This window comes from Amnimonas aquatica (assembly GCF_002943415.1).
In the GTDB taxonomy this organism is placed as follows: Bacteria; Pseudomonadota; Gammaproteobacteria; order Pseudomonadales; family Moraxellaceae; genus Perlucidibaca; species Perlucidibaca aquatica_A.
On record NZ_PTQZ01000091.1, the window covers coordinates 1 to 6,482 of the forward strand.

General features: G+C 68.9%; 8 protein-coding genes and 1 tRNA gene. 7 read left to right on the forward strand and 2 right to left on the reverse strand.

Annotated features, from left to right (window positions below; translation table 11 throughout):
- Window positions 1-417 (forward strand): NAD(P)H-dependent oxidoreductase (locus C5O18_RS05060; RefSeq protein ID WP_105192021.1); only part of this gene is annotated, 417 nt, incomplete at its 5' end.
- Between the two features lie 113 nt (window positions 418-530).
- Here C5O18_RS05060 and C5O18_RS05065 read toward each other — a convergent pair.
- A tRNA-Pro gene (locus C5O18_RS05065) sits at window positions 531-607 on the reverse strand.
- Between the two features lie 124 nt (window positions 608-731).
- Complete coding sequence (locus tag C5O18_RS05070) at window positions 732-1,697, reverse strand: polyprenyl synthetase family protein (protein WP_105192023.1); 966 nt, start codon at window positions 1,695-1,697, stop codon at window positions 732-734.
- Window positions 1,698-2,012: 315 nt separating this feature from the next.
- Here C5O18_RS05070 and rplU point away from each other — a divergent pair, with 315 nt between their 5' ends.
- The 6 genes from rplU to C5O18_RS10855 form a co-directional block, all read left to right on the forward strand.
- Window positions 2,013-2,324 carry a 50S ribosomal protein L21 gene (gene rplU, locus C5O18_RS05075; protein WP_105192025.1) on the forward strand — a complete coding sequence of 104 codons (312 nt, stop codon included), beginning with the start codon at window positions 2,013-2,015 and terminating at the stop codon, window positions 2,322-2,324.
- Window positions 2,325-2,361: 37 nt separating this feature from the next.
- A complete protein-coding gene (rpmA, locus tag C5O18_RS05080; protein WP_105192027.1) occupies window positions 2,362-2,622 on the forward strand; it encodes a 50S ribosomal protein L27 in 261 nt (86 codons plus the stop codon).
- A gap of 103 nt (window positions 2,623-2,725) precedes the next feature.
- Entirely contained in the window at window positions 2,726-3,943 is a 1,218-nt protein-coding gene (gene cgtA / locus C5O18_RS05085; RefSeq protein WP_105192029.1) for an Obg family GTPase CgtA, read from the forward strand.
- 105 nt (window positions 3,944-4,048) lie between these two features.
- On the forward strand, window positions 4,049-5,185 hold the full coding sequence (proB, locus tag C5O18_RS05090; RefSeq protein ID WP_105192031.1) for a glutamate 5-kinase: 1,137 nt from the start codon (window positions 4,049-4,051) through the stop codon (window positions 5,183-5,185).
- Between the two features lie 19 nt (window positions 5,186-5,204).
- Window positions 5,205-6,098 (forward strand): drug/metabolite exporter YedA, encoded by an 894-nt coding sequence (yedA, locus tag C5O18_RS05095; protein WP_105192033.1) that lies wholly within the window; start codon window positions 5,205-5,207, stop codon window positions 6,096-6,098.
- On the forward strand, window positions 6,095-6,482 hold a 388-nt coding region (locus C5O18_RS10855; protein ID WP_277422147.1), incomplete at its 3' end, for a bestrophin family protein. The genes yedA and C5O18_RS10855, both read left to right, overlap by 4 nt.

Consider the following 6,482-nt stretch of genomic DNA (forward strand, 5'->3'; position numbering starts at 1 on the left):
AGCCCGGCGGTGCTCGCGCTGGTGGACGAGCTGGGGCGTGCCGACGGGGTGATCGTGGGCACGCCGGTCTACAAGGCATCCTACTCCGGCGTGCTTAAGGCCTTGCTCGACCTGCTGCCGGAGCGGGTGTTCGCCGACAAGGTGCTGCTGCCGTTCGCGGTCGGCGGATCGCCCGCGCACATGCTGGTGCTCGACTATGCCCTGCGTCCGGTGCTGGCGGCTCTCAAGGCGCAGGAGATCCTGCACGGCGTCTATGCCCTCGACAGTCAGATCATCCGTCGGGAGACCCGCGTGGTGCTGGAGCCGGTGCTGACGGAGCGTCTGCAGCACGCTCTGGGGCAGTTCGAACTGGCGCTGGCGCGACGTCGCTCCGGCCGCCTGGCGGCGCTCGATGTGGGGGAGGTGGCCACGGCCTGAGCGAGACAGGGCCGGTGTTCGCGAGGGGGGATGGCGTGCCCGCGGCGGGCGCGCTGGCCGGGATGCAGCCGGAAAGCAAAAAGGCCCGCGTTAGCGGGCCTTTTCGTGTGTTTTGGTCGGGGTAGCAGGATTCGAACCTACGACCTCTACGTCCCGAACGTAGCGCTCTACCAGACTGAGCTATACCCCGATCCGGATCGGGGTACCGATCCGGGAGGCGCGCATTATAGCGCGCGCTCGGCGTTTGAAAAGGGGCTGTTGCGCTTTTCTTGAGCGGTCGCGCGCCGTGCCGTACCCGGGCCTGTCCGCAGGCCTCAGTGGTCGCGTCGCAGCGCCAGGCGGGCGAGCTCCTCCAGAGCCTGCCGCCAGGGGGTCGCGGGCAGGGGCGCCAGCGCCGCGATGGCTGCCTCGGACTCCTGCCGCGCGCGTTCGTGGCTGTAGTCCAGGGCGCCGCAGCGGCGGACCAGCGCGATGATTTCCTGCAGATGCTCCAGCCCGCCGGTGCGGATGGATTCGCGCACCATGTCCGCTTCCGCCGGCGCGGCCACCTTCATGGCCTGGATCAGCGGCAGCGTGGGCTTGCCCTCGGCGAGGTCGTCACCGACGTTCTTGCCCATGACATCGGCCGAGCTGGTGTAGTCGAGCACGTCGTCGATGATCTGGAAGGCGGCGCCGAGATGGCGCGCGTAGGCCGCCATCTGCGTCCGCCAGCGCGGATCGGAAAGGGCGGCGGCGCATTCGGCGGCGGCCTCGAACATCTTCGCGGTCTTGCCGTGGATCACCTCGAGGTAGCGCGCTTCGGTGGTGTCCGGGTCGTGCTGGTTGATCAGCTGCAGCACCTCGCCCTCGGCGATCACGCAGGTGCCGTCGGACATGATGTCGAACACGGCCTGGTTGCGCAGGCCGGCGATGAGCTGGAACGAGCGCGCCACCAGATAGTCGCCGACCAGCACCGCGGTCGGGTTGCCCCAGCGCGAGTTCACGGTGGCGCGGCCGCGGCGCAGCGAGGACTCGTCGACCACGTCGTCGTGCAGCAGGGTGGCGGTGTGCAGCATTTCGATGATGGCCGCCATGGTGACATGGTCGCGGCCCTCGCCGTAGCCGCAGGCGCGGGCGGCGAGCAGCGTGACCAGCGGCCGCAGGCGCTTGCCGCCGCTCTGCACGATGTAGGTGCCGACTTCGCTGACCAGAGGCACGCGGGACTGCAGGCTGGAACTGATGCAGGCATCGACAGCGGCGAAGTCGTCCCTGACGAGGTGGAGAATGTCTTTGAAATCCATGAAATGAAGGACACGACAGCGAAGTAGGGAATGCCCGCAATGCTATCAGTCCGCGCCGTTCGCAGCCACCGCCCCGCGTCGCGCCGCGGCTGCTATGATCGCGGCCTCTCCGGCGGCGGGGCCGCTTCCCTGTGCCTGCGCTGATCGCACTTGCGCGGGAACTGTCTTTTCCATAGAATTGCGCGCCTTGCGAAACTTCTCGGTCCCGGGTGCTCATTTTCCGAGCCAGAACGGCGATGCGGCAGTGTCAGACGCGGTGCGTCAGGACAGGCCGGACACGCGACCCGATCCGATCGATATGGTGGGAGCCATTTTATGTACGCAGTGATCAAGAGCGGTGGCAAGCAGCACCGCGTGGTGGAAGGTGAACGTCTGAAGGTCGAGCTGCTGGCTGTCGAGCCGGGCCAGACCATCACTTTCGAAGATGTCCTGCTGGTCGCCAACGGCGACAACATCCAGGTCGGCACGCCGGTCGTCGCCGGTGCCAAGGTGACCGCCGAGGTGGTTGCTCACGGTCGTCACGACAAGGTCCGCATCGTCAAGTTCCGTCGCCGCAAGCACTACCGCAAGCAGGCGGGTCACCGTCAGTACTACACTGAACTGAAGATCACCGGCATCAGCGCCTGATCGGCCTGAACGCGCACAGTCGAGAGAGTAAACAGACATGGCACACAAAAAAGCAGGCGGTTCCACCCGCAACGGTCGCGACTCAGAAGCCAAACGCCTTGGCGTGAAGGTCTACGGCGGCCAGCAGATCCAGGCCGGCGGCATCATCATCCGTCAGCGCGGCACCCAGTTCTGGGCTGGCGAGAACGTCGGCATGGGCCGTGACCACACTCTGTTCGCCAAGGCGAACGGCGTGGTCAAGTTCGTGACCAAGGGCGAGTTCAACCGCAAGTACGTGGTCGTCGAAGCCACTGCCTGAGCGTGAACGCGTCTCGAAGGCCCCGCCTGTGCGGGGCCTTTTTGTTTGTTTTCCGCCCTTGTGTCCGGTGATCATGCCGGGGCAGGGGCCAGGAGCGTGAATCATGCGGTTTGTCGATGAAGCGGTGATCAAGGTCGCGGCCGGCGATGGCGGCAACGGCTGCATGAGCTTCCGGCGCGAGAAGTTCATCCCGTTCGGCGGCCCGGACGGCGGCGACGGCGCGCACGGCGGCTCGGTCTGGGCCGAGGCCGATGTCGGCGTCAACACCCTGGTCGACTACCGCTACACCCGCCAGTTCCGCGCCACCCGCGGCGGCAACGGCCGGGGCGCGAACTGCACCGGCAAGAGCGGCGACGACATCGTGCTCAAGGTGCCGGTCGGCACCACGCTGCTCGACGAGGCCACCGGCGAAATGCTCGGCGACCTGACCCAGGACGGCCAGCGCATCCTGCTCGCGCGTGGCGGTCGCGGCGGCCTCGGCAACATCAACTTCAAGAGCTCGACCAACCGCTCGCCGCGCAAGACCACCGACGGCACCGCCGGCGAGACGCGCGAGCTGCGCCTGGAGCTGAAGGTGCTGGCCGATGTCGGCCTGCTCGGCCTGCCCAACGCCGGCAAGTCGACGTTCATCCGCGCGGTGTCGGCGGCCAAGCCCAAGGTCGCGGACTATCCGTTCACCACGCTGGTGCCCAACCTCGGCGTGGTCGATGTCGACCGCCACCGCTCCTTCGTCATGGCCGACATTCCCGGCCTGATCGAGGGTGCCTCCGACGGCGCCGGCCTCGGCATCCGCTTCCTCAAGCACCTGGCGCGCACGCGCTTCCTGCTGCACCTGGTCGATGTCGCTCCGTACGACGAGACCGATCCGGTCGCCGCCGTGCAGGCCATCGCCGGCGAGCTGGACAAGTTCTCGCCGACGCTGGCGTCGCTGCCGCGCTGGCTGATCCTGAACAAGATCGACCTGCTGCCCGAGGACGAAGCCGAGCAGCGCTGCGCCGAAATCGTCGCGCGTCTGGGCTGGACAGGGCCGGTGTTCCGCACCTCCGGCCTGACCCGCGAGGGTGCCATGGCGGTGTGCTATCAGCTCATGGATGCTATCGAGGCGCAGCGCGAGGCCGAAGCCGAGAACCCCGAGCTGGCCGAGGCCGAGCAGGCCAAGCGCGAGCGTCTGGTGCAGGAAGGCCGCGAGCGCATCCGCGAGCTCGATGTGCGCCGCGCCGCCGAGCGCCGCGCGCGCCGCCTGGGCGTCGACATCGATGATGACGATGACGACGACTGGGACGAGGACGAAGACGGGCCGGAGATCATCTACCGCCCGTGACCGGTGCATGGTCGCCGATTTCCGGTGCGCCGGCCTTGAGCCTGCGCGCCGGAGTGCTCACAATCCGCAGGTTCCGTCAGTCCCCGGCATATTCCGAAGGCCATCATGTCCGCATCCGCCGCTTCGCAACGCATCCGTCTGCAGCAAGCCCGCCGCTGGGTGGTGAAGATCGGCTCGGCACTGCTCACCGACGACGGCCGCGGCCTCGACCAGCAGGCCATGGCCGGCTGGGTGGCGCAGATGGTCGCGCTCAAGCGCCGCGGCATCGAGCTCATCCTGGTGTCGTCGGGCGCGGTCGCCGAAGGCATGGTGCGCATGGGGCTGGGCAGCCGCCCGGACTCGGTGCCGGCGCTGCAGGCCTGCGCCGCCATCGGCCAGATGGGCCTGGTGCAGGCCTATGAATCGCATTTCCGCGAGCACGGCGTGCGCACCGCGCAGGTGCTGCTCACCCATGACGACCTCGCCGACCGTCAGCGCTACCTGAATGCCCGCAGCACGCTGCGCGCGCTCATGGACTGGGGCGTGATCGCGGTCATCAACGAGAACGACACTGTCGCCACCGACGAGATCCGCTTCGGCGACAACGACACCCTGGGCGCGCTGGTGGCGAATCTGGTCGAGGCCGAGGCGCTGATCATCCTCACCGACCAGGAAGGCATGTTCGACCGCGATCCGCGCCAGGACCCGGACGCGGTGCTGCTGCCCGAGGTGCAGGCGCTGGATGACCGCCTGCTGGCCATGGCCGGCGGCGGCGGCAAGTTCGGTCGCGGCGGCATGGTCACCAAGGTGCGCGCGGCCCGCCTGGCGGCGCGCTCCGGCTGCGCCACGGTGATCGCCAGCGGGCGCGGCGAGCGCATTCTCGAGCGCCTGGCCGACGGCGAGACCCTGGGCACGCTGCTGCTGCCCGAGCAGGATCGTCTGGCGGCGCGCAAGCAGTGGCTGGCCGGGCACCTGCAGCATGCCGGCCGTCTGGTGCTCGACGCCGGCGCCGTGCGCGCGCTGCGCGAAGGCCGCCGCAGCCTGCTGCCGGTCGGTGTGCGCCAGGTCGAGGGCAGCTTCCGGCGCGGCGAGGTGGTGGCCTGCGTCGACGAGGCGGGAGTGCAGGTTGCCGTCGGCCTGGTCAATTACGGTGCGGATGAGGCGGCGCGCATCGCCGGTCAGCCGTCCGAACGCATCGAGGCGCTGCTCGGCTACGCTGACGCGCCCGAGCTGATCCATCGCGACAACATGGTGCTGGTGTAACGCTGATTCCGGAGTCGTCATGACTGCGACGCGTGGACGGGTGCTGCTTGCCCTGCTGTCCCTCTATCTCATCTGGGGTTCCACCTACCTGGCCATGCGCTGGGCCATCGCCGGCATGTCGCCGCTGTTCATGGCGGGTGTTCGCTATGTCATCGCCGGTGCCCTGATCTACGCCTTCCTGCGCTGGCGCGGCCATGCCGCGCCGACGCCGGTGCAGTGGCGCAGTGCCGGCATCGTCGGGGTGTTCCTGCTGCTGGGCGGCAACGGCGCGGTCGGCATCGCCATGGAGCATGGCGTCAGCTCCGCGCTGTCGGCTACGGTGGTGGCCATCACGCCGTTGTGCGCGGCGCTGTTCGCGCGCATCTGGGGCCAGCGCACGTCGCGCCGGGAGTGGTTCGGACTCGGGCTCGGCCTGGCCGGCGTGGCCATGCTCAAGCAGGGGCAGGGGCTGGAGGGTTCGCTCGCCGGCTTCCTGCTGCTGATCTTCGCGGCCCTGAGCTGGTCGTTCGGCTCCATGTGGGGCAAGCACCAGCCGCAGCCCTCGATCTGGATGGCCAGCGCCGTGCAGATGCTGGTCGGCGGCCTGGCGCTGTTCCTCGCCAGCGCGGTCAGCGGCGAGACCTGGAGCGCGCCGGCCTCGGCGCAGAGCTTCTGGGCGCTGGTCTACCTGATCTTCATCGGCGCCATCGTCGGTTTTTCCTCCTATGTCTTCCTGCTCGCCACCGTGCGGCCGGCGCTGGCCACCAGCTACGCCTACGTCAATCCGCTGGTGGCGGTGCTGCTCGGGGTCTGGCTGGGGCGCGAGGTGGTGGATGCCGCCGAGCTGGCCGGGCTGGCGGTCATCCTTTCCGGCGTGGTGCTGGTGTGCTGGCCGGTGAAGCCGGCGCCGGCCTCCGACGAGGTGGGGCCGTGATCGTCCGGCCGCGTCCGCACTGGTTCCGCATGCTGCTGGTGTGGCGCGGCTCGGTGCTGCCGCGCATCCTGCCGCAGCTGCTGGCGGTGACGGCGGTGGCGATGCTGGTCACGCTGTTCCACGGCCAGCTCTTCCACTGGAAGATCACGCTGACCTTCGTGCCGTTCACCCTCATCGGCGTGGCGCTGGCGATTTTCCTCGGCTTCCGCAACAGCGCCAGCTACGACCGCTACTGGGAAGGCCGCAAGCTCTGGGGAGCGGTGCTCAACGACACCCGCACCCTGGCGCGCCAGGCCATGACCCTGCCGGCCCTGCCGCCCGGCGAGGCCCGCCCGTTCGTGCTCGCGCTGGCGGCGTTCACGCAGGCGCTGCGGCACCAGCTGC